This is a genomic window from Streptomyces sp. NBC_00775, from assembly GCF_036347135.1.
In the GTDB taxonomy this organism is placed as follows: domain Bacteria; phylum Actinomycetota; class Actinomycetes; order Streptomycetales; family Streptomycetaceae; genus Streptomyces; species Streptomyces lutosisoli.
Window position 1 is genome coordinate 825,834 of sequence record NZ_CP108938.1, and the last position, 24,116, is coordinate 849,949.

Here is a 24,116-nt window from a genome sequence, read left to right on the forward strand (position 1 = left end):
CACTCATCCGATGATCGAGAACGAGGAGCCGCGATGCGTGTCGCTCTGTTCCTGACCTGTGTCAACGACACGCTGTATCCGGACACCGGCCGCGCCGTGGTGAAACTGCTGACCAGGCTGGGTGTCGACGTCGACTTCCCGATGGGTCAGACATGTTGCGGGCAGGCGCACTACAACACCGGGTATCGCCATGAGGCCGAGCCGCTGGCCCGGCATTTCTCCGATGTTTTCGGGGAGTACGAGGCGATCGTGACACCGTCCGGCTCGTGCGGGGCGATGGTGCGGGAGCTGTATCCGCGGATGGGTGAGCGGGCGCGCGCCGAGGGGCGTGGCGACACCCTGGCCCAGACGCTGGCGCCGGTCGTACCGAAGACGTACGAGCTCACGGAGTTCCTCGTCGACGTCCTCGGTGTGACGGACGTCGGGGCGTACTACCCGCACACGGTGACCTATCACCCCACCTGTCACGGCCTGCGCAGTCTGGGTCTGGGCGACCGGCCGCGCCGACTGCTCCAGGCCGTCAAGGGACTTGAACTGCGCGAGCTGCCCGGCGCCGACGAGTGCTGCGGCTTCGGCGGCACCTTCGCCGTCAAGAACTCCGATGTCTCCGCGGCGATGGGCGCCGACAAGGTGCGCAACGCCGAGTCGACGGGCGCCGATGTGCTGTGCGCCGCCGACAACTCCTGTCTGATGCACATCGGCGGCACGATGGGCCGCCTCAACACGGGCATGCGGCCCGTGCACATCGCGGAGATCCTGGCGAGCACGGAAGAGGAGCCCTTGGTATGAGCGGGACCTTCGTCGGCATGCCGGCGTTTCCCAAGGCCGCGCACGAAGCGGTGCATAACGCCACCCTGCGCGGCAATCTGCGCCACGCCACCCACACGATCCGCTCCAAGCGTGCCAAGGCGGTCGCGGAGGTGTCCGACTGGGCCGCGCTGCGCGAGGCGGGCAAACAGATCAAGGACCACACCCTGCGTCATCTCGACGACTATCTCGTCCAGTTGGAGGAGTCGGTCACGGCGGCCGGCGGCATCGTGCACTGGGCCGCCGACGCCGACGAGGCCAACCGGATCGTCGTGGAACTGGTCAAGATGACCGGCGAGACGGAGGTCGTCAAGGTCAAGTCGATGGCCACGCAGGAGATCGGACTCAACGAGGCCCTCGAAGCCGAGGGCATCCACGCCTACGAGACCGATCTCGCCGAACTCATCGTGCAGTTGGGCAAGGACCGGCCGTCGCACATCCTGGTCCCGGCGATCCACCGCAACCGCGGCGAGATCCGCGACATCTTCGCCCGTGAGATGAGCGAGTGGGGCCGGCCGGCCCCCGAGGGACTGACCGACACGCCCGCCGAGCTGGCCGAGGCCGCCCGGCTGCATCTGCGGGAGAAGTTCCTGCGCGCCAAGGTCGGTGTCTCCGGCGCCAACTTCATGGTCGCCGAGACCGGCACGCTCGTCGTGGTGGAGTCCGAGGGCAACGGCCGTATGTGCCTGACGCTCCCCGAGACCCTGATCTCGGTCGTCGGGATCGAGAAGATCGTGCCAACCTGGCAGGACCTGGAGGTGTTCCTCCAGACGCTTCCCCGCTCCTCGACGGCCGAGCGCATGAACCCGTATACCTCGACCTGGACGGGCACGAGGGACGGCGGAGCCGGGGAAGGGGACGGACCCCAGACCTTCCACCTGGTCCTCCTCGACAACGGCCGCACCGACACGCTCGCCGACGAGGTCGGCCGCCAGGCGCTGCGCTGCATCCGCTGCTCGGCGTGTCTCAACGTGTGCCCGGTGTACGAGCGGGCGGGCGGTCACGCCTACGGCTCGGTCTACCCGGGCCCGATCGGCGCCATCCTGAGCCCCCAGCTCCGGGGCACCGGAAGCGAGATCGACGCCTCACTCCCCTACGCCTCCACGCTGTGCGGTGCCTGCTACGAGGTCTGCCCGGTCGCCATCGACATCCCGGAAGTCCTCGTCCATCTGCGGGAACGGGTCGCCGAGGGCGGTCAGGCCACACGGGGCGGCAACAGGGTCGTCCTCAAGCCCGCGAAGGGGCATGCCGCCGAGCGGGCGGCGATGCGGGCGGCGCGCTGGGCGTTCAGCCATCCCGGCGCGCTGCGCACCGGCCAGCGGCTCGCCTCGCGGACACGCCGCTTCCATCCGCGGACCCTGCCGGGCCCCGGCAGGGCGTGGAGCGAGACCCGTGATCTGCCGGCGGTGCCCGCGGAGCCGTTCCGCGACTGGTGGCAGCGTACGCAGGGCGGCAAGGAGGCGGAGGCGAAGTGAGCAGCAGGGATGTGATCCTGGGCCGGGTGCGGCGGGCGATCGCCGACGTACGACAGGACGACACGCCGTACGAGCAGGCCGTCGACCGGAGTTATCTGCGCGAGCACGGGGCTCGGAGTGTCGCGGAGACGGTGGATCTGCTCGCCGAGAACCTGGCGGACTATCGCGCGCTCGTGCACCACTGCGACGCCGACGGTCTGGCGGCGACGATCGCCGGGCTGCTCGCCGAGCGGGGTTCGGCGTCGGTGGTCGTACCGGCGGGGCTGGACGAGGCGTGGCTCGCGGCGACCGAGGTGACGCGTGTCCCCGACCGGCTCGACAACACGCCGCATGAGCTGGACGCCGTCGACAGCGTGGTCACGGCGTGTGCGGTGGCGATCGCGGAGACCGGCACCCTCGTCCTCGACGGCTCCCCCGACCAGGGCCGCCGCCGCATCACCCTGGTCCCCGACCATCACATCTGTGTCGTACGGGTCCCCGACCAGGTCGTCTCCTCCGTGCCCCAGGCCCTGGAGCGCCTCGACCCGGCCCGCCCGTTGACGTGGATCTCCGGGCCGTCGGCGACCAGTGACATCGAGCTGGACCGGGTCGAGGGGGTGCATGGTCCGCGCACCCTGGAGGTGGTGCTGGTGAGCGGGGAGTGAGGGCCGCGGTTAGCGTGAGGGAATGATCCGGTTCGAGCAGGTCACCAAGCGCTATCCGGACGGGACGACCGCCGTGGACGGTCTCTCTTTCGAGGTCGCCGAGGGTGAACTCGTCACGCTCGTCGGTCCGTCGGGCTGCGGCAAGACGACGACCATGATGATGGTGAACCGGCTGATCGAGCCGACGTCGGGACGGATCCTCGTGAACGGTGAGGACATCGCCACCGTCGACCCGGTGCGGCTGCGGCGACGCATCGGATATGTCATCCAGCAGGCCGGCCTGTTCCCGCACCGGACCATTCTCGACAACACGGCGACCGTGCCGACACTGGTCGGCTGGAAGAAGGCGAAGGCACGGGCGCGCGCCGCCGAACTGCTCGATCTGGTGGGCCTGGATCCGAAGACGTACGGATCGCGCTATCCGGACCAGCTGTCGGGCGGTCAGCGTCAGCGGGTCGGGGTGGCGCGGGCGCTGGCCGCCGACCCGCCCGTGCTGCTCATGGACGAGCCGTTCGGGGCCGTCGACCCGGTGGTGCGCGAGCAGTTGCAGGACGAGTTCCTGCGGATGCAGCAGGCGGTGCGCAAGACGGTGCTGCTGGTCACGCACGACATCGAGGAGGCGGTGCGGCTCGGCGACCGGATCGCGGTGTACGGGCAGGGGCGCATCGAGCAGTTCGACACGCCCGGCGCGGTGCTCGGCACGCCCGCCACGCCGTACGTCGCCGAGTTCGTGGGCGCCGACCGCGGTCTGAAGCGGCTGTCGGTCACCACGATCGAGGTCGACGACCTGGAGCAGCCACCGATCGCACGCCTGGACGAACCCGCCGCGCAGGCGGCTTCCCGACTGCACGCGGAGGGTGCGCGCTGGGCCGTCGTGCTCGACACGCAGGGCGATCTGCACGGATGGGTCGGCGTCGACGAGCTCGGGGCGGGCGGTGCTGTCGGCGACCTCGCCCACCATATGAACTCGTGGGTACCGGTGGGTGCCCCGCTGAAGCAGGCCTTCGGCGTGATGCTCCAGCACGACGCCGGCTGGGTCGCCGTGCTGGACGGGGCGCGCTTCCTCGGCGTGCTGACCCCGGCGAAGCTGCACGAGGCGCTGCGACGCTCGGTGGACGCGGACGCGCGCGGCGTGCCGCGGGGTCAGGTGGAGTTCGACTCGGTGGCGGACGCCTGAGTCGTGGACCGGGCGGTGCGGTCCGGCCGGTTCGAGCGGTCGAGGAGTCCGAAGGCCCAGCGTTCGTTGAAGCCCGCCAGGAAACCGACGGCGCACCAGAAACCCCAGAAGGCGGTGCCCTGTCCTTCCGTGTTGTCGGCGCAGATCTCGGCGGGCGTGGCGGGCATGTCGAACAGGGTGATGAAACCCGCGTTGAGCAGGAAGTAGACGGCCAGCGCCAGGATCCAGCCGACGAAGACCCGGTAGACGCCTTCGTGCCGCATACCGCGGGCCAGCTGGCCGGGAGCGACCGCACCCCGGTCGCCGTTCGTCCTGCGGCGCGTCAACTCCTCGCCGCTGTTGCGCAGCCGTACGAGCACGCTGAGCACCGCGCCGAAGGCCCCCACTCCTCCGCAGACGAAGGCGCCCATGAGGCTCCAGCGGTCGGTGCAGCCCACCTCGACCCGCAACAGGTCGAGCAGCCCCGCGGCTCCCACCACCAAGGGCACCATCAGCAGCACGACGCTGATGAGCGCCCCCAGACTGAGCCCCACGTTGAGGCCACGGCTGACGGCCAGCGCGCAGTCCTCGTCGATGCGCGCCCGCAGTCCTGAGATCTCCTTGTGGAGATAGTCGGCCAGGTGACGGTCGGGTTCGGTGTCGGTCAGCCGCCCGTCGCGCAGCACGTTGCTCAGCACGCTGCCGACGGTGATCCGCAGCGACTGTCTGGTCTGCGACTCGAAGGCCCGCTGCGATGCGCCGTAGAGCAGCTGAAGCTGCACCTGCTGCTTGGGATAGACGCTCTCGAACCGCTCGTACGCCGTCTCGCGGCCGGGCTCGACGAGATTCGCCAGCCCGTCGGCCTTGGTGTCGGTGCGGGCCCCCAGGACCGCTTCACGTAATGTCTGCCGCCATGTCCGGCGGAATCCCCCGTAATCCCCCATGGAGAACGTGTACCGAGGACCGGCCCTGGCGGGAACCCACCGCACCGCACCAGTCCGGTCACGGACGTCACGGACCTGTCACTTCAGCAGGCCCTTGTCCTTGAGACGGGTCCGCGCCACGTCCGCCGGCAGCCGTCGCCAGCTGTCCACCTGCTGGTTCATGGACGCCAGATCGGCGGTGGTCAGTACGTCGTTGAGCCTGCCGAGCGCCTTGGTGACGCCCTCGCCGCCCGCGCGGGAGCGGTTGACGACGGGGACGATGTAGTCGGCGTTCTGCAGGTGCTTGTCGTCGGCGAGCAGGACCAGCCCGAAGTCGTCCAGGGTCGCGTCCGTCGTGGTGGTCAGCACCATCTGGTCCTGGCCGCTCTGCACGGCCTGCTTCGCCTGGGTGGTGCCGACACCCTTCGGGTCGACGGCGGTGATGTCGATGCCGTACGTCTTCTTCAACCCCGGTTCGCAGTACGGCCGTTGCACGCACTCGTCGCCCGCGGCGAGCCGCACCTCCAGGCCGGACCTTCCGAGGTCGCCGAGCGTCTTGAGGTGATGCTCGCGGGCGTACTCCCCGGTCACCGCGAAGGCGTTCTGGTCGACGGCCCTGCCGGGGTCGAGGACGGTGAGGCCGCGAGGCGTGGCCAGTTCATGCAGGGCGGCCATCGTGGTGTCGAGGTCGGGCGAGCCCGCGGGTGGCGCGCCCGCTCCGTTGGTCTTGGCGTTCAGCCAGTCCGCGAAGGTGGCCGCGTATTCGGGGACGACGTCGATCTGGCCCGATTCCAGGGCGGGTTCGTACAGTTCCCGGTTGGCGACGGTGAGCATGGACGTCCGGTAGCCGGCCTGGTTCAGCAGCTGCGCGTACATCTGGGCCAGCAGGTCGCTCTCGGTGAAGCCGGCCGAGCCGATGGTCAGGTGCTTGCTGTCGCCGGGCGCGGCGGTGACCGCGCTCTGGTTCTCCAGGGCCGGGCCTGTGGTGCAGCCGCTCAGCAGGAGCAGCGTCAGCAGGGCGGCGCCGCGCCGTCTCGTCGCGAGCCCCTTGTGCGGCGCGAGGCGACGGCTCATCGCGAGCCCCTCACCCAGTGCGGTGCCAGCCGTTCCGTGACCTCGAAGATCCCCTCGACGATCAGCGCGAACACGGCGACGAGGACGGCACCGGCGACGACCTGGGGCGTACTCGCCAGATTGAAGCCCGCGGTGATGATCCGGCCGAGCCCGCCGCCGCCCGCGAGCGCGGCGATGGTGGCGGTCGCGACGAGCTGGACAGCGGCGATCCGTACCCCGTTCATCACCATCGGGAGCGAAAGGGGCAGTTCCACGTGAAACAGCATCTGTCGCCCGGTCATCCCCATCCCGCGTGCCGCCCGCACCACGTCGCGGTCGACCTCGCGCATCCCGACGTACGCGTTGGTGAGCAGGGGCGGCACGGCGAACAGGACGAGGGCGACGACGGTCGGGCCCTCGCCGTACTTGCCGAGCGGGGTCAGGAGCAGCAGGACCAGGACCGCGAAGGTGGGGACGGCGCGGCCGACGTTGGAGATGTTGACGGCGAGTGCGCCGCCCTTGCCGAGGTGGCCGAGGGCGAGGGCGACCGGCAGCGCGATCAGACAGCTGACGATCAGACAGACGACGGTCAGCACGAGATGCTGGGCGAGGCGGTGCCAGATGCCGTCGTCGCCCGACCAGTGCGCGGGGTCGGTGAGCCAGTCCCAGGCGTCGGTCAGGGTGGTCATCCGCGGGCCGCCCTGGTCCAGGGGGTGATGAGCCGCTGCACGCCGAGCAGGACGAGGTCGGCAGCGACGGCGATGACGACGCACAGCACGGACGCGGTGAGGACCTGGGCCTTGAAGTAGGTGTTCATGCCCGCGTAGATGAGGTTGCCGAGCCCGCCGAAGCCGACGATCGCGCCGACCGTGACCAGCGAGACGGCCGAGACGGTGGCGATCCGCAGCCCGGCCATCGCGGCGGGCACCGCGAGCGGCAGCTCCACGGTGAGCAGCAGCCGGATGGGCCCGTATCCCATGCCACGCGCGGCCTGCCGGGTGTCCTCGGGAACGGCGCGCAGGCCCGCGAGGATGTTCCGTACGAGGAGGGTCAGCGAGTAGAGGACGAGGCCCGCGACGACCAGGGCGCCCGACAGTCCGTAGACGGGCAGGAGCAGCGAGAACATCGCCAGCGACGGGATCGTGTAGAGGACCGTGGTCACCCCGAGGACCGGACCCGCCGCCAAGCCCCAGCGGCGGGCGAGCACGGCCAGCGGCACCGCGAGGGCGAGCCCGATGAGGACAGAGACCGCCGTGAGCTGGAGGTGCTGGCCGACGGCGTCGAGGAGGATCTGGCGGCGCGTGCTCAGATACTCGCCGCAGATCCACTCGTTGCGCGCGAGGCAGTCGTCCGGGGGCGCCGTCATCTGTCCATTGCATCGGGGCCGCCGGGAGGTCGGCGCGTTCTGGTGACCCGTACGGGGTGTCACTGAGTACACCCCGGAATACGGGTTCTGCGCCCCATGTGGCCCGGCCCGGCTCTCCGTAGCGTCGTGGGCGAGGCACAGGGCGTGCCGGACGGAGAGTGATGACGATGTTTCGCCAAGCGCGACGTACGCACGACTCGGGACCCGCCCCGGAGGCTCTGCGGCTGGTCAAGGTCAGCAGGACGTTCGGCGCCGGGGAGAGCGCCGTGACCGCCCTGGACGGGGTGACGCTCAGCCTTGCGCGGGGCACGTTCACCGCCGTGATGGGGCCCTCGGGGTCCGGCAAGTCCACGCTGCTGCAGTGCGCGGCCGGGCTCGACCGGCCCGACAGCGGCATCGTGATGGTGGACGGCGCGGAGATGACGGGCGGCGGCGAGGCCGAGTTGACGAGGTTCCGGCGCGGCCGGATCGGCTTCGTGTTCCAGCAGTACAACCTGCTGCCGACGCTGACCGTCGCGCAGAACACGGTCCTGCCGCTCAGGCTCGCCCGGCGGCGCGTCGACCGTGCACGGGTCCAGGAGATCCTGACGGCCGTCGGTCTCGGTGACCGGCTCGGCCACCTGCCCGACCAGCTCTCCGGAGGACAACGGCAACGTGTGGCCATCGCCCGTGCGCTGGTCACCGAGCCCCGGGTGATCTTCGCGGACGAACCGACCGGTGCGCTGGACACACGCAGTGCGCGCGATGTGCTGCGCCTGCTGCAGGAGGCGGTACGGGTGCACGGCAGGACCGTGGTCATGGTGACGCACGACCCGGTCGCCGCCTCGTACGCCGACTCCGTGGTGTTCCTCGCGGACGGACGGCCGGCGGGCCGGATGCAGGCGCCGACGGTGGACGCGGTGGCCGAGCGCCTGGCGCACCTGGGCGACGACGCGTTGCTGGGGGTGTGAGGTCATGTTCGCTCTGGCCCTGCGTTCGATCCGCAAGCGCCCCGGGCGCTTCACGGCGACGCTGCTGTCCGCGTTCCTCGGCGCGGCGATCATCATGACGTTCAACTCGATGCACGACACGGCCGGGCAGTCGGGCGTCGACCCGGTGAGCGCGGAGTCGCTGTCCACCGCGGCGAGTGTCGTCGGCGGCTACGGCACCCTGCTGGTGTTCTTCGCGGTCGCCTCGACGCTGACGGTGAATGTCCGTCAACGCGGCGCCGAGATGGAGCTGTTGCGGTGCTCGGGGGCGACTCCGGCGCAGATCAGGCGGATGGTCGTCGGTGAGTCGGTGGCGGTCGCGCTGGTGGGCTCGGTACTGGCGACCGGTCCCGCGATGCTCGGCGGACGGGCCCTGCTCACCGTCTTCCAGGACAGCGGTCAGGTGGCGCGGTCCGTGGACTACTCCTTCGGTCCCATCGCCCTCGTGTCGGGCATCGGCATCACGGTGCCGGCGGCGGCGGGCGCGGCGTTCCTCGCGGTGCGACGGGCGACGCGGCGGCGCCAACCCCGGGGCGGGGCACGGAAGTTCTTCACGTACGCGGCCCTGACCGTCGGCGTCGTGGCCGTCTGCTCGACCTTCGCCTTCTCCGCGAACGACGCCGCGCTGATGGCGCCTCCCGCGTACGGCGCGATCCTGCTGTCGGTGGGGCTCGCGCTGCTGTCCCCGAGGCTGCTGAAGGGGCTGCTCGACCGGCTCCCGCTGCCGGGCCCGAGCGGCAGTCTGGCCGTACGGAATCTACGGCGGCGCGCCGACGAGCTGTCCGGCGTCCTGATGCCGCTGATCCTGTTCACCTGCATGGCGACGGCGACGCTGTGCATGCAGGCGGCCGAGAACGAGGCGATCGACGCCGCGGGCGTACCCAAGTCCATCGACGCCAAGAACCTTCAGACCCTCAACCTCGTGGTCGTCGGCATCATCGTGGTCTTCTCCTGCGTCATGCTGATCAACTCCCTGTACGCGGCGACGACTTACCGCGGCCAGGAGTTCGGCCAGCAGCGGCTGGCCGGTGCGACACCGGGCCAGGTGCTCGCCATGGTCGGCACCGAAGGTGTGATCCTGACGGTCACCGGAGTCTTCTTGGGCACCGTGGCCGGGCTCGCGGGGATCCTCCCGTTCACCCTGGTCCGTACGGACACGACATGGCCGGGCCGGGGCCTGGGAATCTGGCTCGCCGTCGTGACGGTCGCGGCGACGGTGACACTGGGGACCAGCCTGTTCACGGCCCGGCGCTCCTTGCGGACGCCCGCGGTGGCGGCGGTGACGCTTGCCGCGTGACCGGACGCCCGATGCGCCGATGGGGCACCCGCCCGAGCGGGTGCCCCATCGGCGGGTGACGCCCGCGCACCACCGCGCGGTCGCCTCGGCCGCCGGGCAACCGCTCTTCGTATCACCGCGATCACGCCGCTGACCAGGTGTTCCGTTCAGGTGTTCAGGTTGTGTTCAGGCCCGTCGCCGCCCCTGGCAACTCCTGCACCAGAAGCCCCCAAGCGATGGCAAAGACCCCTGTGGCAACGTCTGTTCGCCATGTCATCGTGCGGGCATGAGCACAGAGCACCTCACCCGTCACCGTCGCCTCGCCGCCCCCTCCGCCACCGCCCTGGCGAGCAAGGTTCCGGAAGTCACCGTCTACTTCTGGGTGATCAAGGTGCTGACCACCGGCATGGGCGAGACGGCCTCCGACTTCCTCGCCCAGAACCTCGGCCCCGTCCCCGCCGTCGGCCTCGGCGGCGTGGCCCTCGCGCTCTCGCTGGCCGTGCAGTTCGCCGTCCGCCGCTATGTCGCCTGGATCTACTGGACGGCGATCGTCATGGTCAGTGTGTTCGGCACGATGGCCGCCGACGTGCTGCACGTGGGTCTCGGCGTCCCGTACACGCTCTCGACGCCCTTCTTCATGATCGCGCTGGCCGCCGTGTTCGCCGTCTGGTACGCGTGCGAACGCACGCTCTCCATCCACAGCATCCGCACCCGCCGCCGTGAGATCTTCTACTGGGCCACCGTGCTGGCCACCTTCGCGCTCGGCACCGCCGCCGGGGACCTCTCCGCCACGATCGGCCTCGGCTACCTGGGCTCGGCCGTCCTGTACGCCGTCGCCATCGCCGTCCCGGCCGTCCTGCACCGCTGGGGCTCCCTGAACGCGGTGGCCGCCTTCTGGTCCGCGTACGTCATCACCCGTCCGCTCGGCGCCTCCGTCGCCGACTGGATGGCGCTCGGCCACTCCCGCGGCGGCCTCGCCCTGGGGCTGGGACCCGTCACCGTGTCCTGGACCGTCGCCATCATCGGCTTCGTCGGCTACCTGGCCGTCTCACGAGGCGATGTCCAGGACACCGCGGACTCCCTGCCCGGCGCCGCGTAAGCACGTCGGAGTCCTGGGGGGGGGGGGGACGGATGGTGCCGTTCTGCGCCCCACCCGCTCCACCAGCGCACCGAGTTCGTCATCGCCCAGGCCGGCGAGGATGCACTTGGCGGTGGGCGCCGGCTTTGGGTGCTCCGGCGGCCGCGGCGATGTCGCCCAGGTGGTGCGGGTGGCCGGGCGCCGCGGCGGATTCCAGCAGGTTGAGGGCCTTGTCGGTGGCGTTGACCGCGAGCGGGCTACGTCCCCGCGACCCCGGTCGCCTGACCAGCGGGCACGGCCGGCGCCCGGCAGACGCGTTCCCCGCAACCATTGATTCCCCGCGCCGGCCTTGCCGGTGCCTTTCGCCGCTGAGAGGGTCGTGCGCGGAGGCGGCGCTTCACCACACCGGGCACACCCGGTGCACGCCGGGCTCCGCAGGAGGACGGTCCGACGAGGCGTCCACGTCCGACGCGCCGATTCCCGGACGGCGCGTCCCGGTCCGGATCATCGTCCACGGCCTGGTGCGGCGCCCCGCCGCGGCCGAAGGCCCCCTCCCCCGGTCCGTGGCCACCCCTTCCCCACGATGCGCCGGCACATGCATGACGAATTGAGGGGTGTTGTCGATGAAGGAGCCTTGGTGACAACGCATTTGACCGTGACGAGCACAGAGATGATGACGCCCAGCCTGCGCCGGGTGTGGTTCCACAGTGAGGATCTGTCGGCCTTCGCCGACAGCGTCCACACGGACCGCTACGTCAAGCTGGTCTTCCCGAAGCCCGGGGTCAGCTACCCGGAACCGCTCGACGTGCGCGCCCTGCGCCGTGTGCTGCCGCCCGAGGACCTGCCCGCCGTCCGTACCTACACCGCGCTCTTCCCGGACGTCGCGTCGGGGACCATGGCCATCGACTTCGTGGTCCATGGTGACGAAGGCGTCGCCGGCCCCTGGGCCGCGGCCGCCGCCCCGGGTGACCGGCTCATGGTCAACGGCCCCGGAGGCGGATACCGACCCGACCCGTCCGCCGACTGGCACCTGCTGGTGGGCGACGAGTCGGCCCTGCCGGCGATCACCGCCGCCCTGGCGGAACTGCCCCGTGACGCGGTGGCCAGGGTCGTGGCCCTCGTCGACTCCCCCGCGCACGAACCCGCCCTCCCTCTGCCGGAGAACGGCGAGGTCACCTACGTCCACCGGCGCGGCACAGACCAGGAGAACCCACTCGAAGCCGCCGTACGGGACATGGACTGGCTGCCCGGCCGGGTGCACGCCTTCGTCCACGGTGAGGCGCAGGAGGTCATGCACGGGCTGCGGCCCCACCTGCTCACCGAGCGCGGCCTGCCCCGTGACCAGGTGTCCATCTCGGGCTACTGGCGGCGCGGCAGGTCCGAGGACGGCTTCCGGGTCTGGAAGTCCGAGTTCGACCGCAAGGAAGGCACGGGCCGCGCACCCCGCCCCGGCACACCCGGCGGCCGCCGCGCCGGGATGGGAACCCGGCCTTGACCTCTTCCCCGCACCCCTACCCCCTGCTCTCAGGGTCTGTTGGGGCAGGACCGGTAGCTGTGAGGGGGTGACCAGCGCGGCGCCCCCATCCCCTCGGGCGTGACGGCGTTGGACACGAATCCGGCAACGTCTCGCTCGTGGGCTTCGACGACACGGCTCGCCGTGCCCGGTCAGACGGGGAACAGCAGGCAGCTGCTGGTGGTGTGGGCGAGCAGTCGGTCGGCGGAGTCGAAGAGCTCGGCCTGGGCGAGGGCCGTGCGGCGCCCGCTGTTGAGGACGGTGCCGACCGCTCGGATCTTGCCCGTGTCCACGGTGACCGGACGCAGGAACTTCACGTTCAGGTCGAGCGAGGTGTACCCCGTGCCCTGCGGCAGGACCGACTGCACCGCGCACCCCGCCGCCGAGTCCAGCATGGTGGCGTACACGCCGCCGTGAACGCTGCCGATGGGGTTGTAGTGCTCCTCACCGGGCACCAGCGCGAAGACCACCCGGCCGTACTCGACTTCCTCGAGCGTCATGCCGAGGGTCGCCGAGATCGGGGGCGCGGGGAGCCGCCCGGCCTGCATCTCGCGGAGGAAGTCGAGACCGCTGTGCTGTCCGACCGCGCCGGCCGAGACGGCCGGGTCCTCCCAGTCGACTGTGCGTGACCTGCCCATGGCGCTCCTCAAATGATCTAGCTTCTGCATTCGAAGCTAGCCAGCGTCAGGCCTGGATGTCAATGTCGAAGCCAACCTAGGATGGGGGGCATGACGTGGCTCGACACCAGCACGGAGAACTGCACGGTCCAGCGCACCCTCGACCTGGTCGGCGAGAAGTGGTCGCTGCTGGTCCTGCGGGACGCCATGAACGGCGTACGGCGCTTCGACGACTTCAGGCGGCACGTCGGGCTGTCCGAGTCCGTGCTGGCGGACCGGCTGCGCAAACTGGTCGCGGCCGGGATCCTGGACACCGTCCCCTACAGCGAGCCCGGCAGCCGCACCCGCTACGAGTACCGGCTCACCCGCAAGGGCTGGGAACTGTGGCCGGCGATGATCGCCCTCAAGCAGTGGGGTGACCGCTACGCGGCGGATCCGGAAGGTCCACCCCTGGAGGTCACGCACGCCGACTGCGGCGAGCCGGTCGAAGCCGTGGTCGTCTGCACCGCGGGGCACGGTGCGCTCACTCCCCCGCAGGCGCGCACGCGCCCCGGCCCGTCGGCGAAGCCCGCGGGCCTGACCGCTCGCTAGGCCCTGTCGTCACATTCCCGCCCGCCGTGCGGCGCCATGCGCGCTCCCCCACTGCCTCAAGGGCGTGGGAGGTACCCGCACTCGCCCCGGTCGCGTCCGGGCGGCGCCGATACGATCCGTCGTATGAGAGCTGCCGGAATGTTCAGCGTCAAAGCCTTCGTGCCGACGGAACTGGGCCCGGACCCGGCCGTGCCCACCGGACTTCCGGTCGGCGTCGCGCGGATGGAGAAGCACTACGAAGGCGAGGTCGCCGGCCGCTCCGCGACCCTGTTCACCGCCGCGTTCGACCAGGCCACCGGAGTCGGCACATACGTGGCGATGGAGTCCTTCGAAGGCTCCCTGCACGGCCGCGGCGGTGCCTTCAACTTCGCGCACTCGGCGACGACTTCCGGCAGTGACCGCACCGCCGAGTTCTTCACCATCGTCCCCTCCAGCGGCACGGGGGAGCTGCCGGGGATCTACGGCGCCGGCGGGATGGCGATCGACGCCGACGGCACGCACCGGATCTGGTTCGACTACTAGCTCGGCGAACTCTCCTGACCCCGGCGCCCTGACGACCGGCCTCGAACCCTGGGCCGCGACGCTCGTCGGCCCGGCTTCCCGAGCCGGTCACCAGCCGGTCACTGCTCGCGAAGATCCTTCACCCGGCGGAGCTTGCCCAGCGAGCGCTCCAAGGTCTCGGGGTCGACGATCGCCACCTCGACGGTGACCCCCACCCCGTCCTTCACACCCTGGACGATCGCCTTCGCGGCCGCCTCCCGCTGCTCGGGCCCGGCCCCGGGGCGTGCCTCGACACGGACGGTCATGTGGTCCATCCGGCCGCGGCGGGTCAACTGCACCTGGAAGTGCGGCGCGACTGCGGGCGTTGCCAGCACGATCTCCTCGATCTGGCTGGGGAAGACGTTCACTCCCCGCAGGATGATCATGTCGTCGGAGCGGCCGGTGATCTTCTCGATGCGGCGGAAGGCGGGCCGGGCGGTGCCGGGCAGCAGCCGGGACAGGTCGCGGGTCCGGTAGCGGATGATCGGCAGGGCCTCCTTGGTGAGGGACGTGAACACCACTTCGCCCTCCTCGCCCTCGGCCAGCACCGTGTCCGTGAACGGATCGACCACCTCGGGGTAGAAGTGGTCCTCCCACACGTGCAGCCCGTCCTTGGTCTCGACACACTCCTGGGCGACCCCCGGGCCGATCACCTCGGACAGGCCGTAGATGTCGACCGCGTGGATGTCCATGCGCTCCTCGATCTCGCGGCGCATCGCCTCGGTCCACGGCTCGGCCCCGAAGATGCCCACCTGAAGGGAGGTCGTGCGCGGGTCGACGCCCTGCCTCTCGAACTCGTCGAGCAGGGTGAGCATGTAGGACGGGGTGACCATGATGATCTCGGGCTTGAAGTCCTGGATGATCTGCACCTGGCGGGCCGTCATACCACCGGAGGCCGGGATCACCGTACAGCCGGCCCGCTCGGCGCCGTAGTGCGCGCCCAGGCCACCGGTGAACAGGCCGTAGCCGTAGGAGATGTGCACCTTGTGGCCCGCGCGGCCGCCGGCCGCGCGGATCGAGCGGGCGATCACGTCCGCCCACATGGAGAGGTCGTTCTCCGTGTAGCCGACGACCGTGGGGCGGCCCGTGGTGCCGCTGGAGGCGTGGATGCGCCGCACGTCCGCCATCGGGACGGCGAACATGCCGAAGGGGTACGTCTCCCGCAGATCCGCCTTGGTGGTGAAGGGGAACCGGGCCAGGTCCTCCAGGGAACGGCAGTCGTCGGGCTTGAGCCCGGCCGCGTCGAACTTCTTGCGGTACAGCTCCACGTTGTCGTACGCGTGCCGCAACGTCGCCCGCAACCGGTCGAGCTGAAGCTCCCTCAGCTGCTCGCGGGTGAGGCGTTCGCCCTCGTCCAGCAGATCCTGGGGAAGCGGCTCACCCAGGCGGGCCGGGCTCGGTCCCGTGGCCGCGCCGGGCGTCGGTGCGGTACTCATCGCGACTCCTTCGTCGTCGTGCTCCGGATGCTGCGGCTGCGTCCGCGGAACTCCGCGATCACCTCGTCGCCGCGCAGAACGCTCACGTCGTAGATGCCGCTGCGGCCGAACCGGACGCGCTCCCGGGCCGTGGCCACCAGGACGTCGCCCTCGTACGCCGGGGCGACGAAGTCGATGTCGGCTCCGGCCGCGACGGTCACGGGTCCGTGGCTGTTGCAGGCACAGGCGAAGGCGGTGTCGGCGAGCAGGAACAGATAGCCGCCGTGGGCGATGTGGTGTCCGTTCACCATCGCCGGGGTCACGGTCATCCGGAGCGTGGCGGTTCCTTCGCCCTGCTCGCGGAGCTCGATGCCCAGCGCCCGGGACGCCTCGTCCGCGGCGAACATCGCCTCGGTGGGTGTCTCCCCCGCCGATGTCGCGTCCGTGGTCTGCGTCACCTTTTCCACCACCTTGTGGCCCGACCGAACATTCGGTTAGCGTGCGGCACGGCCAAGTAATCCAGCATCACCACTGCCTGTCAAGAGGTGGAACGCATGCCCAGGAAAGCCCCCGAGCGTCCGGACTTCTTCGCCCGCCAGCGCACCCCGCTGGGGCAGGCCGGGGAGTCCACAGAGGAGTCCGTCCATGCCTGACGAGGTCTTTCTGATCGACGGAGCCCGCACCCCGCAGGGCCGGTACGGAGGCGCGCTGGCCTCCGTACGGCCGGACGACCTCGCCGCCCTGGTCGTCGGCGAGGCGGTGCGGCGCAGCGGGATACCGGGCGACGCCGTGGACGAGGTGATCCTCGGGGCGGCCAACCAGGCCGGTGAGGACAACCGGGACGTGGCCCGCATGGCCGTGCTGCTCGCCGGGCTCCCGGACACCGTGCCCGGTTACACCGTGAACCGGCTGTGCGCGTCCGGGCTGACGGCGGTCGCGAGTGCGGCCCAGGCGATCCGGTCCGGTGAGGCCGACCTGGTCGTCGCGGGCGGGGTGGAGTCGATGACCCGCGCGCCCTGGGTGATGGCCAAGCCCGGCACCCCTTGGGCCAAGCCGGGCGAGGTGCACGACACTTCGCTGGGCTGGCGCTTCACCAACCCGCGCTTCACGGCCGCCGACCGGGCCATGGCCGCCGACGCGGGCCCCGAGACGGCGAAAGTGACCCTGTCGATGGGGGAAACCGCCGAAGAGGTCGCCGCCCTCGACGGCATCACCCGCACCGACTCCGACGCCTTCGCGCTGCGCAGCCACCAGCGGGCGGTGGCCGCGCGGGAGGCCGGCCGGTTCGACCGCGAGATCGTGGCGGTGCCGGTGAAGGACGGCGCGGTCGTACGCGACGAGGGCCCGCGCCCGGGCACGACGCTGGAGAAACTCGCCGGCCTGCGGACCATCTTCCGCCCGGACGGCATCGTCACCGCCGGTTCCTCCTCCCCGCTGTCCGACGGCGCCGCCGCGCTGGTGGTGGCGAGCGCGGCGGCGGTCGAGCGGTACGGGCTCACCCCGCGCGCCCGGATCATCACCTCCGCCTCGGCCGGCGTACAGCCGAACCTGATGGGTCTCGGCCCGGTCCCCGCCACCGAGAAGGCCCTCGCCCGCGCCGGATGGCAGACCGGCAGCCTGGACGCGGTCGAGCTGAACGAGGCGTTCGCCGCGCAGGCACTCGCGGTGATACGGCGGTTGAAGCTCGACGAGGAGAAGGTCAACGCCGACGGCGGCGCCATCGCGCTCGGCCATCCCCTCGGCTGCTCCGGCGCCCGCATCCTGCTCACGCTGCTCGGCCGGCTGGAGCGCGAGGACGCCCGCCGGGGCCTGGCGACACTGTGCGTCGGCGTCGGGCAGGGCGTCGCGATGCTCGTGGAACGCGTATGAGCGCCGCTGACGAGTCCCGGCCGGCCAAGGGGCGTGTATGAGCACCACGTACGAGACGCTCCTGGTCGAGGAGCGCGACGACCGGGTCGTCGTCACCCTGCACCGGCCCGAGGCCCGCAACGCCATCAGCGGGCTGATGATCCGCGAACTGCACGCCGTCTGCGAGCTGTTGGAACATGACCCGAAGCTCCTGCTGCTCACCGGGCACGGCGGGGTCTTCGCCGGCGGCGCCGATATCGCGGAGCTGCTGCGGCGCGGCCGCGACGAGGCCCTGCGGGGCATCAACAGCCGTCTCTTCGAGCGGGTGCGCAGGCTGCCCATGCCGACCCTCGCCGCGGTCGACGGCTGGGCGCTGGGCGGGGGCGCGGAACTGTCGTACGCCTGCGATCTGCGCATCGCGGGACCGGACGCCGTGTTCGGCAACCCCGAGCCGGGACTCGGCATCCTCGCCGCGGCCGGAGCCTGCTGGCGGCTGCCCGAGCTGGTCGGCGAGTCGGTGGCCAAGCAGGTGCTGCTCGCCGGGCGGAATCTGGACGCGCGGGCGGCGCTGGCAGCGGGGCTGGTCATCGATGTCGTACCGGGCGACAAGCTCCTCGACGCGGCGCACGCGCTGCTGGACCGCATGGCGCGCTCCTCGGCCGCGGCCCTGCGTCTCACCAAGCTCGTGGTCGACTCGCCGGGCGCCCACCCGGTCGCCGACGACCTGGCGCAGGCCGTGCTGTTCGAGGGAGAGGACAAGCGGGAGCGGATGAGCCGCTTCCTGGAGAAGAGGAGCAGGGCATGAGCAGCGCCGCAATGAGCACTCCGTCCGCACCCGCCGTCGTGGGCGTGATCGGCGGCGGCCGGATGGGGGCGGGCATCGCCCAGTCGTTCGCGGCCGCGGGCTCGTCCGTGACCGTCGTGGAGAGCGGTGAGCGAGCCGCGGCCGCCGCTCTGGAGCGGGTCGCCACCGGGATGGAGCGGGCCGCCGGGCGCGGCAGGCTCAGCGAGCCCGCCGCGGACGCGCTCGGCCGGGTCTCCGTCGTGGGTTCGGTCGACGAGCTGCCGCGTACGTGCGGCCTCGTCGTCGAGGCCGTCCCCGAGGACGCGTCGCTGAAGGCCCGCCTGCTCACCGCCGCCGAGCGGGTCGTCAGTCCGGCGACCGTGCTGGCCAGCAACACCAGCTCCCTGTCGGTCACCGACCTCGCGGCGGCCCTCTCCCGCCCCGGGCGCTTCCTCGGCATGCACTTCTTCAATCCGGTGCCGGCCTCCGAGCTGATCGAGATCGTCGTCGCGCCGGAGACCGGGGAGGAGACCCTGCGGCTGGCCCTCGACTGGACACGCGCGCTGGGCAAGAAGGACGTCGTCGTCAAGGACTCCCCCGGGTTCGCCAGCAGCCGCCTCGGAGTGACCCTGGGCCTTGAGGCGATCCGCATGGTCGAGGAGGGGGTCGCCGAGCCGGAGGCGATCGACGACGCCATGAGTCTCGGCTACCGGCACCCCATGGGCCCGCTGCGCCTGACCGATCTGGTCGGACTCGACGTACGCCTCGCCATCGCCGAACACCTGCACGCCACGCTCGGGGAGCGCTTCGCGCCGCCGCGGCTGCTGCGTGACAAGGTCGCGCGCGGCGAGCTGGGGCGGAAGACGGGACAGGGTTTCTACGCCTGGCCGTGAGCCGCACGGGTCCGACCGTGCCCGGCCCTGATCGTGCCCGGCCTTGATCGTGCTCAGGTCCTGCCCGGCCGGGCGAAAGTCTTGCCCGGCCGGAAGAAAACCGTCACACTAGAACCGAACGAATGGTCGGTAGGGAAGCTGGTATCGATGACCACGACACACTCCGCCGCCGCGAGCGCCGACGGCGTCGGGCCGGCGGCCGAAGAGCAGCTCCAGGAGCACTTCGACGCGACCATCGCGCGCGACCAGCGGGTCGAGCCGCGCGACTGGATGCCGGACGGCTACCGCAAGACGCTCATCCGGCAGATCGCCCAGCACGCGCATTCGGAGATCATCGGCATGCAGCCGGAGGGCGATTGGATCACCCGCGCGCCGTCGCTGCGCCGCAAGGCCATCCTGTTCGCCAAGGTCCAGGACGAGGCCGGACACGGGCTGTACCTGTACTCGGCGGCGGAGACCCTGGGCGCCGACCGCGCGGACCTCACCGAGCGGCTGATCGAGGGCCGGCAGAAGTACTCGTCGATCTTCAACTACCCCACCCTGAGCTTCGCCGACGTCGGCGTGATCGGCTGGTTCGTCGACGGCGCGGCGATCTGCAACCAGGTACCGCTGTGCAGGAGTTCGTACGGGCCGTACGCGCGCTCGATGGTGCGGATCTGCAAGGAGGAATCCTTCCACCAGCGCCAGGGGTACGAGCTGCTGCTGACGATGATGCGCGGCACCGACGCCCAGCGGGCGATGGTCCAGGACGCGGTGGACCGCTGGTGGTGGCCGTCGCTGATGATGTTCGGTCCGCCCGACGACAACTCGCCCAACTCGGCCCAGTCCATGGCCTGGAAGATCAAGCGGCACTCGAACGACGAGCTGCGCCAGCGCTTCGTGGACATGACCGTCCCGCAGGCCGAGAAGCTGGGCGTGATCCTGCCCGACCCCGGGCTGCGCTGGAACGAGGAGCGCGGACACCACGACTTCGGCACCCCGGACTGGGACGAGCTGATGCGCGTCATCAAGGGCGACGGACCGTGCAATGCCGAGCGGATCGCCCGGCGGCGCACAGCCCACGAGGAGGGCGCCTGGGTCCGCGAGGCGGCCACCGCCCACGCGGCCAAGCAGAACGAGCGAGCCCGGAAGGAAGCGGCGGCATGAGCGACACCGACGGCAAGAAGGACGGCTGGCCGCTGTACGAGGTGTTCGTACGGGGCAAGCGCGGCCTGAACCACGTACACGTCGGCTCGTTGCACGCCGCCGACGACGCGATGGCCCTGACCCACGCCCGTGACCTGTACACCCGTCGCAACGAGGGCGTCAGCATCTGGGTGGTGCGCTCGCAGCACATCGCCGCCTCCACCCGCGACGAGAAGGACCCGTTCTTCGCCCCCAGCGCCGACAAGGTCTACCGCCACCCGACCTTCTACGACATCCCCGATGACGTCCCGCACATCTGAGGAGCAGGGCATGAGTGACGACCACGTCTACCTGACCCTCGCCGAGGGACACGAGGACGACGCCCGCTGGGCGTACGGCACCGGCTTCGAGGACCCCCTGCACGGAGTCGACACCACCGTGCCCGAGGGGGTCGACGCCGGGGAGCTGGCGGCCTCCTGCGTCGTGCTCGCCGACGACGCGCTGGTCTCCGCCCAGCGACTGGCCGAGTGGACCACCCGCGCCCCCGAGCTGGAGGAGGAGGTGGCGCTCGCCAACATCGGCCTCGATCTGCTCGGCCAGGCCCGCCTGCTCTACGCGCGCGCCGGCCAGGTCGACGGCTCGGGCCGCGGCGAGGACGCGTACGCCTATTTCCGCGACGCCGACGACTTCCGCAACGTACGTCTGGCCGAACTCCCGTGCGGGGACTTCGCGTTCTGCGTCGTGCGGCTCCTGGTGCTGTCCAGCTGGCGGCTCGCGCACTTCGAGCGGCTCACGGCCTCCCCCGACCCCGTCCTCGCGGCGATCGCCGCGAAGGGCGTCAAGGAACTGACCTACCACCGGCAGTACGCGGCCGAGTGGGTGGTCCGGCTGGGCGACGGCACGGAGGAGTCGCACCGCCGGACTCGTACGGCTCTGGAGCAAGTCGCCCCGTACCTGGGTGAGTTGTTCACGGCGTACGACGTACGGGACGAGGTCGTCGCCGTGCTGCGTCAGGTCACGGAGGCGGGCGGACTGCCCATGCCCGTGTACCGGCCGCTGCCCGGAGCCGGCCGCTCCGGTGACCACACCGAGCATCTCGCGCCGCTGCTGGCCGAGTTGCAGAGCGTGGCCCGTGCCCACCCGGGGGCGACATGGTGACCGTACTGACCGACGTGCGGCGGGCCCGGCACATCGCCGAGCAGGTGCCGGACCCCGAGCTGCCCATGCTGACGCTGGCCGACCTGGGCGTGCTGCGCGAGGTGTCGCTCGGCCCCGACGGCACGGTCGTCGCGAGCCTGACGCCGACCTACTCGGGCTGTCCGGCAATGGCGGAGATGCGGGCGGGTGTCGCCGCGCGGCTGAAGGACGCGGGGTACGCGCGCGTGGAGATCCGCACCGTGCTCGACCCGCCGTGGTCCAGTGACTGGATCACCCCGACGGGCCGCCGCAAGCTCGCCGAACACGGGATCGCCCCGCCCGGCGCCGCACCCCGTCGGACCGCCGGTCCGGTACCGCTGGTGCTGACCCCCGCCCGCCGGACGGTGGCCTGCCCGCGCTGCGGCTCGGTGGACACGGAGGAGACGTCCCGCTTCGCCGCCACGTCCTGCAAGGCGCTGTGGCGTTGCCGCGCCTGCCTGGAACCGTTTGAGTACGTCAAGGAGATCTGATGGACGACCTGATGGAGCCGGCCGGCGCCCCGGCGGTACGCCCGCGTACCCGCCGCCGGCCGGCCTTCCACTCCCTGCGGGTCGCCGCCGTGCAGCCCCTGTGCGAGGACGCGGCGGCGGTCAGTTTCGACATCCCCGCGGAGCTGGCCGAGGAGTTCGCCTTCGCCCCCGGGCAGTCGCTCACCCTGCGGCGCGCGATCGACGGCCGCGACGAGCGCCGCTCGTACTCCATCTGCTCTCCGGCCGGATCGGTACCGCGCATCGGGGTGCGGGTGGTGCCGGGCGGGCTGTTCTCCTCCTGGCTCGTGAAGGAGGTGCGCCCCGGTGACACGGTCGAGGTCATGGCCCCGACCGGCGCCTTCACGCCCGACCTCACCACCCCGGGCCACCATGTGCTGATCGCGGCGGGCTCCGGCATCACCCCCATGGTGTCCATCGCCGAGTCGGTCCTGGCCGCGGACTCCCGCTCGACGGTCACCCTCTTCTACGGCAACCGGCGTGCCGGCACCGTGATGTTCGCCGATGAGCTGGCCGACCTGAAGGACCTCTACCCGGCCCGGTTCGAGCTCGCCCACGTCCTCTCCCGCGAACCGCGCGAGGCCGAGGTGCTCTCCGGCCGGCTGGACGCCGAACGGCTGTCCGCGCTCGTGGACTCGCTGGTCGACGTGGCGGGCGCGGACCACTGGTGGCTGTGCGGCCCGCACGGCATGGTCCGTGACGCCCAGCAGGTGCTGGCCGGGCTCGGCGTGCCCGGCGACCGGGTCCACCAGGAGCTGTTCTACGCCGACGACGAGCCCGTACGGGAAGTGCACCACCAGGACGCGGCCACCGAGGGCCCGGTCAGCCAGGTCACCATCACACTCGACGGCCGCTCCACGGCCTCCGCCCTGCGCCGCGACCGGAGCATCCTCGACGGCACCCAGAAGACGCGGCCCGACCTGCCCTTCGCCTGCAAGGGCGGCGTGTGCGGCACCTGCCGGGCCCTGGTCACCGACGGCAAGGCCGACATGCGCCGCAACTTCGCCCTCGAACCCGCCGAGGTCGACGCCGGCTATGTCCTTACCTGCCAGTCCTTCCCCGTCTCCGAGACCCTGAGCGTGGACTACGACAGCTGACGGTCGCCCCGCGTAGCGGGCGGGCCTACAGCTGCGTCGGCATCGCCGGTTCCGGGACGGCCGGTCCGGGAACCGCCGGCCCGGGAGCGGCCGGCTTCTGGAGCAGAAGCAGCGCCGCGTCGTCGTGCAGCCGGCCGCCCACATGGGCCAGCAGTTCGTCGTGGAGCGCGGTGAGGGTGCGCGCGGGCTCGTCGGACAAGTGGCGTGCCAGCCCTTGGGCGAGCGGGTAGAACTCACGGCTGTGGTTGCGGGCCTCGGTGACCCCGTCGGTGTAGAGCAGCAGCTGATCCCCGTCGGCGAAGGGCAGCACATGGAGGCTGGGAGTCTCGCTCGTGAGGGCGCGCAGCCCCAGGGGCGGGGCCGGATCGACGGGTTCGACCGCCACGACGCACCCGGACGCGCGAACCAGCAGCGGAGGCGCGTGTCCGCAGTTGACCAGCTCCAGATGCCCTGCCTGCGGGTATCCGGCGACCACGGCGGTGACGAAGTCGTCGGGACCGAGGTTGCGCGCCAGGCTCCGCTCGATCCTGTCGACGACGGCGAGGAGATCGGGCTCGTCGTAGGCGGCCTCACGGAAGACACCGAGCACCAGTGCGGCGGTGCTCACGGCCGGCAGCCCCTTGCCGCGCACATCGCCGACGATCAGCCTGACTCCGTACGGGGTGGGCACGAGTGCGTAGAGATCCCCGCCGATACGGGCCTCCGCCGCCGCGGCGCTGTAGCGGACAGCCACCTGGAACGGACCCACGGTCGCGGGTACCGGCTTGAGAAGCGCGTGCTGGGCGGCCTCCGCGACCGAACGGACGGCCGCGAGCACCCGCTCACGACGCCCGCGCAGCGCACTGGCCAGACCACTCGCCAGAGTGACGGCCACCAGGGCGGACAGCACCGCCGACAGCTCGTGGGCCGGAACACCGTCCCTGGCTCCGAGCGTCGCGCCCAGCACCGCGGCGAGCAGGCCGACACAGAGGACTCCGCGCGGCCCGCTGGTGGTGGCGGCCAGCGCGGGGCCGACCGCGAACAGCGGCAGCCAGATCATGCCCGACACACCGACGACGCCGATGAGCACGATGGCGCAGACGAACAGCACGGGCAGGACGGGCGCAGCGGCGGCCATCTGTACGGCGATACGCCTCCGGACCGGCGCCCCGGGACCGGCCACTCGGTCCCTGAACGACCGCATCGGCCAGTGGTCGCGACCATGGTCTCGGGCCTGGCTCATGTCTTGTCCGCAGTCCTCATCTGTGCGCCGGCCGCACTCC

Annotated in this window: 26 protein-coding genes; 18 read left to right on the forward strand and 8 right to left on the reverse strand. The window is 71.3% G+C overall.

Translation table 11 applies throughout. The features are described 5' to 3' along the window. The first annotated feature begins 33 nt into the window (after positions 1 to 33). Genes OIC96_RS03930 through OIC96_RS03945 form a run of 4 tightly spaced genes read left to right on the forward strand, consistent with a single transcriptional unit; the run spans position 34 to position 4,103 of the window. Positions 34 to 789: a (Fe-S)-binding protein gene (locus OIC96_RS03930; RefSeq protein WP_330309280.1), complete on the forward strand. Its 756-nt coding sequence runs from the start codon at positions 34 to 36 to the stop codon at positions 787 to 789. Continuing rightward, positions 786 to 2,282, forward strand: a complete 1,497-nt coding sequence (locus OIC96_RS03935) for a LutB/LldF family L-lactate oxidation iron-sulfur protein (protein WP_330309279.1) — start codon at positions 786 to 788, stop codon at positions 2,280 to 2,282. The genes OIC96_RS03930 and OIC96_RS03935 overlap by 4 nt, the downstream gene beginning before the upstream one ends. Further along, entirely contained in the window at positions 2,279 to 2,926 is a 648-nt protein-coding gene (locus OIC96_RS03940) for a LutC/YkgG family protein (RefSeq protein ID WP_330309278.1), read from the forward strand. The genes OIC96_RS03935 and OIC96_RS03940 overlap by 4 nt, the downstream gene beginning before the upstream one ends. A gap of 22 nt (positions 2,927 to 2,948) precedes the next feature. After that, the gene (locus OIC96_RS03945; RefSeq protein ID WP_330309277.1) at positions 2,949 to 4,103 is read left to right on the forward strand and encodes a betaine/proline/choline family ABC transporter ATP-binding protein; all 1,155 of its coding nucleotides are present in this window, start codon (positions 2,949 to 2,951) and stop codon (positions 4,101 to 4,103) included. On the opposite strand, the gene OIC96_RS03950 is transcribed toward OIC96_RS03945, so the two are convergent. The 4 genes from OIC96_RS03950 to OIC96_RS03965 form a co-directional block, all read right to left on the reverse strand. Then, complete coding sequence (locus OIC96_RS03950) at positions 4,070 to 5,026, reverse strand: hypothetical protein (protein WP_330309276.1); 957 nt, start codon at positions 5,024 to 5,026, stop codon at positions 4,070 to 4,072. The two genes, OIC96_RS03945 and OIC96_RS03950, sit on opposite strands and share 34 nt — an antisense overlap. 78 nt (positions 5,027 to 5,104) lie before the next feature. Beyond that, positions 5,105 to 6,079 (reverse strand): ABC transporter substrate-binding protein, encoded by a 975-nt coding sequence (locus OIC96_RS03955; RefSeq protein WP_330309275.1) that lies wholly within the window; start codon positions 6,077 to 6,079, stop codon positions 5,105 to 5,107. Next, on the reverse strand, positions 6,076 to 6,747 hold the full coding sequence (locus OIC96_RS03960) for an ABC transporter permease (protein ID WP_330309274.1): 672 nt from the start codon (positions 6,745 to 6,747) through the stop codon (positions 6,076 to 6,078). Before OIC96_RS03960 ends, OIC96_RS03955 begins: the two co-directional genes overlap by 4 nt. Then, positions 6,744 to 7,424, reverse strand: a complete 681-nt coding sequence (locus tag OIC96_RS03965; RefSeq protein ID WP_330309273.1) for an ABC transporter permease — start codon at positions 7,422 to 7,424, stop codon at positions 6,744 to 6,746. Before OIC96_RS03965 ends, OIC96_RS03960 begins: the two co-directional genes overlap by 4 nt. A gap of 167 nt (positions 7,425 to 7,591) precedes the next feature. On the opposite strand from OIC96_RS03965, the gene OIC96_RS03970 reads away from it, so the two are divergent. From OIC96_RS03970 to OIC96_RS03985, 4 genes are all read left to right on the forward strand, one after another. Further along, entirely contained in the window at positions 7,592 to 8,374 is a 783-nt protein-coding gene (locus OIC96_RS03970; protein ID WP_330309272.1) for an ABC transporter ATP-binding protein, read from the forward strand. 4 nt (positions 8,375 to 8,378) lie between these two features. Further along, positions 8,379 to 9,689: an FtsX-like permease family protein gene (locus tag OIC96_RS03975; RefSeq protein WP_330309271.1), complete on the forward strand. Its 1,311-nt coding sequence runs from the start codon at positions 8,379 to 8,381 to the stop codon at positions 9,687 to 9,689. Between the two features lie 265 nt (positions 9,690 to 9,954). Then, positions 9,955 to 10,767, forward strand: a complete 813-nt coding sequence (locus tag OIC96_RS03980; RefSeq protein ID WP_330309270.1) for a COG4705 family protein — start codon at positions 9,955 to 9,957, stop codon at positions 10,765 to 10,767. A gap of 634 nt (positions 10,768 to 11,401) precedes the next feature. After that, positions 11,402 to 12,241, forward strand: a complete 840-nt coding sequence (locus OIC96_RS03985; protein ID WP_330309269.1) for a siderophore-interacting protein — start codon at positions 11,402 to 11,404, stop codon at positions 12,239 to 12,241. A gap of 170 nt (positions 12,242 to 12,411) precedes the next feature. On the opposite strand, the gene OIC96_RS03990 is transcribed toward OIC96_RS03985, so the two are convergent. Continuing rightward, entirely contained in the window at positions 12,412 to 12,897 is a 486-nt protein-coding gene (locus OIC96_RS03990) for a PaaI family thioesterase (protein WP_327433952.1), read from the reverse strand. Between the two features lie 90 nt (positions 12,898 to 12,987). Here OIC96_RS03990 and OIC96_RS03995 point away from each other — a divergent pair, with 90 nt between their 5' ends. Together OIC96_RS03995 and OIC96_RS04000 are read left to right on the forward strand one after the other, a co-directional pair. Further along, a complete protein-coding gene (locus OIC96_RS03995; protein ID WP_330309268.1) occupies positions 12,988 to 13,467 on the forward strand; it encodes a winged helix-turn-helix transcriptional regulator in 480 nt (159 codons plus the stop codon). A gap of 123 nt (positions 13,468 to 13,590) precedes the next feature. Then, complete coding sequence (locus OIC96_RS04000; RefSeq protein ID WP_330309267.1) at positions 13,591 to 13,989, forward strand: DUF3224 domain-containing protein; 399 nt, start codon at positions 13,591 to 13,593, stop codon at positions 13,987 to 13,989. A 98-nt stretch (positions 13,990 to 14,087) separates the two neighbouring features. Here the strand turns inward: OIC96_RS04000 and paaK are convergent, their stop codons facing one another. Further along, a complete protein-coding gene (paaK, locus tag OIC96_RS04005; protein ID WP_330309266.1) occupies positions 14,088 to 15,443 on the reverse strand; it encodes a phenylacetate--CoA ligase PaaK in 1,356 nt (451 codons plus the stop codon). Next, complete coding sequence (gene paaI / locus OIC96_RS04010; RefSeq protein ID WP_406502207.1) at positions 15,440 to 15,892, reverse strand: hydroxyphenylacetyl-CoA thioesterase PaaI; 453 nt, start codon at positions 15,890 to 15,892, stop codon at positions 15,440 to 15,442. Before paaI ends, paaK begins: the two co-directional genes overlap by 4 nt. Before the next feature lie 175 nt (positions 15,893 to 16,067). Here paaI and OIC96_RS04015 point away from each other — a divergent pair, with 175 nt between their 5' ends. From OIC96_RS04015 to paaE, 8 genes are all read left to right on the forward strand, one after another. Then, positions 16,068 to 17,291, forward strand: coding sequence for a thiolase family protein (locus tag OIC96_RS04015; protein WP_330309265.1), 1,224 nt, complete (start codon positions 16,068 to 16,070; stop codon positions 17,289 to 17,291). Between the two features lie 37 nt (positions 17,292 to 17,328). Next, complete coding sequence (locus OIC96_RS04020; protein WP_330309264.1) at positions 17,329 to 18,075, forward strand: enoyl-CoA hydratase/isomerase family protein; 747 nt, start codon at positions 17,329 to 17,331, stop codon at positions 18,073 to 18,075. Continuing rightward, the gene (locus OIC96_RS04025) at positions 18,072 to 18,947 is read left to right on the forward strand and encodes a 3-hydroxyacyl-CoA dehydrogenase family protein (RefSeq protein WP_330309263.1); all 876 of its coding nucleotides are present in this window, start codon (positions 18,072 to 18,074) and stop codon (positions 18,945 to 18,947) included. The genes OIC96_RS04020 and OIC96_RS04025 overlap by 4 nt, the downstream gene beginning before the upstream one ends. A gap of 147 nt (positions 18,948 to 19,094) precedes the next feature. After that, positions 19,095 to 20,093, forward strand: a complete 999-nt coding sequence (gene paaA, locus OIC96_RS04030) for a 1,2-phenylacetyl-CoA epoxidase subunit PaaA (protein ID WP_330309262.1) — start codon at positions 19,095 to 19,097, stop codon at positions 20,091 to 20,093. Next, complete coding sequence (gene paaB, locus OIC96_RS04035; protein ID WP_327433944.1) at positions 20,090 to 20,392, forward strand: 1,2-phenylacetyl-CoA epoxidase subunit PaaB; 303 nt, start codon at positions 20,090 to 20,092, stop codon at positions 20,390 to 20,392. The genes paaA and paaB overlap by 4 nt, the downstream gene beginning before the upstream one ends. 10 nt (positions 20,393 to 20,402) lie before the next feature. Beyond that, a complete protein-coding gene (gene paaC, locus OIC96_RS04040; protein WP_330309261.1) occupies positions 20,403 to 21,230 on the forward strand; it encodes a 1,2-phenylacetyl-CoA epoxidase subunit PaaC in 828 nt (275 codons plus the stop codon). Further along, positions 21,224 to 21,739, forward strand: coding sequence for a 1,2-phenylacetyl-CoA epoxidase subunit PaaD (gene paaD, locus OIC96_RS04045; RefSeq protein ID WP_330309260.1), 516 nt, complete (start codon positions 21,224 to 21,226; stop codon positions 21,737 to 21,739). Before paaC ends, paaD begins: the two co-directional genes overlap by 7 nt. Next, positions 21,739 to 22,854, forward strand: coding sequence for a 1,2-phenylacetyl-CoA epoxidase subunit PaaE (gene paaE, locus OIC96_RS04050; protein WP_330309259.1), 1,116 nt, complete (start codon positions 21,739 to 21,741; stop codon positions 22,852 to 22,854). Before paaD ends, paaE begins: the two co-directional genes overlap by 1 nt. A gap of 25 nt (positions 22,855 to 22,879) precedes the next feature. Here the strand turns inward: paaE and OIC96_RS04055 are convergent, their stop codons facing one another. Then, entirely contained in the window at positions 22,880 to 23,971 is a 1,092-nt protein-coding gene (locus OIC96_RS04055) for a PP2C family protein-serine/threonine phosphatase (RefSeq protein WP_330310393.1), read from the reverse strand. Positions 23,972 to 24,116: the final 145 nt, after the last annotated feature.

Coding starts and splice junctions, on each gene's coding strand:
- OIC96_RS03955 (WP_330309275.1), bottom strand. CDS start 6,079: ATGAGCCGTCGCCTCGCGCCGCACAAGGGGCTCGCGACGAGACGGCGC.
- paaE (WP_330309259.1), top strand. CDS start 21,739: ATGGACGACCTGATGGAGCCGGCCGGCGCCCCGGCGGTACGCCCGCGT.
- paaA (WP_330309262.1), top strand. CDS start 19,095: ATGACCACGACACACTCCGCCGCCGCGAGCGCCGACGGCGTCGGGCCG.
- paaK (WP_330309266.1), bottom strand. CDS start 15,443: ATGAGTACCGCACCGACGCCCGGCGCGGCCACGGGACCGAGCCCGGCC.
- OIC96_RS03990 (WP_327433952.1), bottom strand. CDS start 12,897: ATGGGCAGGTCACGCACAGTCGACTGGGAGGACCCGGCCGTCTCGGCC.
- OIC96_RS03975 (WP_330309271.1), top strand. CDS start 8,379: ATGTTCGCTCTGGCCCTGCGTTCGATCCGCAAGCGCCCCGGGCGCTTC.
- paaC (WP_330309261.1), top strand. CDS start 20,403: ATGAGTGACGACCACGTCTACCTGACCCTCGCCGAGGGACACGAGGAC.
- OIC96_RS03980 (WP_330309270.1), top strand. CDS start 9,955: ATGAGCACAGAGCACCTCACCCGTCACCGTCGCCTCGCCGCCCCCTCC.
- OIC96_RS03930 (WP_330309280.1), top strand. CDS start 34: ATGCGTGTCGCTCTGTTCCTGACCTGTGTCAACGACACGCTGTATCCG.
- OIC96_RS04055 (WP_330310393.1), bottom strand. CDS start 23,971: ATGGCCGCCGCTGCGCCCGTCCTGCCCGTGCTGTTCGTCTGCGCCATC.
- OIC96_RS03960 (WP_330309274.1), bottom strand. CDS start 6,747: ATGACCACCCTGACCGACGCCTGGGACTGGCTCACCGACCCCGCGCAC.
- OIC96_RS03945 (WP_330309277.1), top strand. CDS start 2,949: ATGATCCGGTTCGAGCAGGTCACCAAGCGCTATCCGGACGGGACGACC.
- OIC96_RS04015 (WP_330309265.1), top strand. CDS start 16,068: ATGCCTGACGAGGTCTTTCTGATCGACGGAGCCCGCACCCCGCAGGGC.
- paaB (WP_327433944.1), top strand. CDS start 20,090: ATGAGCGACACCGACGGCAAGAAGGACGGCTGGCCGCTGTACGAGGTG.
- OIC96_RS03950 (WP_330309276.1), bottom strand. CDS start 5,026: ATGGGGGATTACGGGGGATTCCGCCGGACATGGCGGCAGACATTACGT.
- OIC96_RS03995 (WP_330309268.1), top strand. CDS start 12,988: ATGACGTGGCTCGACACCAGCACGGAGAACTGCACGGTCCAGCGCACC.
- OIC96_RS03935 (WP_330309279.1), top strand. CDS start 786: ATGAGCGGGACCTTCGTCGGCATGCCGGCGTTTCCCAAGGCCGCGCAC.
- OIC96_RS04000 (WP_330309267.1), top strand. CDS start 13,591: ATGAGAGCTGCCGGAATGTTCAGCGTCAAAGCCTTCGTGCCGACGGAA.
- paaD (WP_330309260.1), top strand. CDS start 21,224: ATGGTGACCGTACTGACCGACGTGCGGCGGGCCCGGCACATCGCCGAG.
- OIC96_RS04025 (WP_330309263.1), top strand. CDS start 18,072: ATGAGCAGCGCCGCAATGAGCACTCCGTCCGCACCCGCCGTCGTGGGC.
- OIC96_RS03970 (WP_330309272.1), top strand. CDS start 7,592: ATGTTTCGCCAAGCGCGACGTACGCACGACTCGGGACCCGCCCCGGAG.
- OIC96_RS04020 (WP_330309264.1), top strand. CDS start 17,329: ATGAGCACCACGTACGAGACGCTCCTGGTCGAGGAGCGCGACGACCGG.
- OIC96_RS03965 (WP_330309273.1), bottom strand. CDS start 7,424: ATGACGGCGCCCCCGGACGACTGCCTCGCGCGCAACGAGTGGATCTGC.